The sequence below is a fragment of the Paenibacillus sp. 01T422 genome (genome assembly GCF_056398785.1).
In genome coordinates this window covers 1-1,120 of record NZ_JBFTQB010001346.1, presented here as the reverse complement: position 1 = coordinate 1,120, position 1,120 = coordinate 1, and the positions used below count along the sequence as shown (strand labels likewise).

1 protein-coding gene is annotated in these 1,120 nt (G+C 39.9%); it reads right to left on the bottom strand.

Features of this window, described 5'->3' with window-relative positions; all coding sequences use genetic code 11:
• The coding region (locus AC1DUA_RS38615; protein ID WP_477504724.1) for a copper amine oxidase N-terminal domain-containing protein at positions 1-745 on the bottom strand (745 nt) is incomplete at its 3' end.
• Positions 746-1,120: the final 375 nt, after the last annotated feature.

The following is a 1,120-nucleotide window of genomic DNA, read 5'->3' as shown; positions in this document are numbered from 1 at the left end:
GTCTGAGCTGGGAATCGGTCTCGGATTTAATTGCGTCCAAAGATGGTTTTGTTACTCCTCCACCTTCATTACCGCCAGTCCCTCCGCCGCCAATAGCGCCTCCACCTCCAGCAATTGGAACTTGAGGATCCGATTTCGGGATTTCAGGCAACTTAATCTCTGGATCTTTTTTATCTGGAGTGGTCACAGCTGAAACAGTGTAAGTTGCTGGATCCCAATTAATCGTTTTGCCAACAGACTCAGAGAAAAAACGCATAGGCACATATAGACTACCGTCAACGATGTAGCCAGGTAAGTTTTCAGAAGGACTCTTTGCGAGACCATCGAAAATAAAGGAAATCTTCTCTTTGTATACATTTAACTTGCTAGGGACTAACTTTGCTTTATCTATCTTCTCATTACCTTTTGAATAAACCTGTGTGTTGAGCTTGTACTCTTTGATGTTAATTTTGTCTGCTTCTTTAGGTTCGGAAATCGTAACTGTGTATGTATCTGCGTCCCATTTCACTGCTTTATCCAACGAATAAGAAATGAATCTGATCGGGACATAAGTACTGCCTTCATAGATAAAGCCTATTTGCCCTTCCGGCGGCGCATACTCCTTACCGTCGAACGTGAAATGCATAGGGACTTGATAGACATCTACGTCTACAGGCGTTTGTGCGGCAGATGCCCCGGTACTCATTCCCATTAATAGAGCTAATGATAATCCTGCTGCTGTTTTGTAATGTTTTTTCACTTTCATTTGATGGACACCTCTTATAGTTATTTGGGTTGTAGTGACTTCTCGAACAATTATTTCCGAATTTGTAGACTTGGAATAGATCTACTATCGAAATTCTACTGAAGCATTATGATTTGTTCCGTTCTATATTACTGAAGCCTACGAGTTTGTAGTAGTCAATTTGTAATGGAGAAAGGTTTTCTCCGATGTATGCGGCAATCAATAGCATCACCTATCCTCAATGAGAGATTAGGTAATAAGTACTATCTTAAACTTTATTAGCATAGATGTCACATCATTTAATGGGTGGGCTATATATTTTGTAATGTCTTAACAGCTGTATTAAGCTTAAAACAAAGAGGTGCTGTATTTGGATTTTATGATCCCATTTTGGAG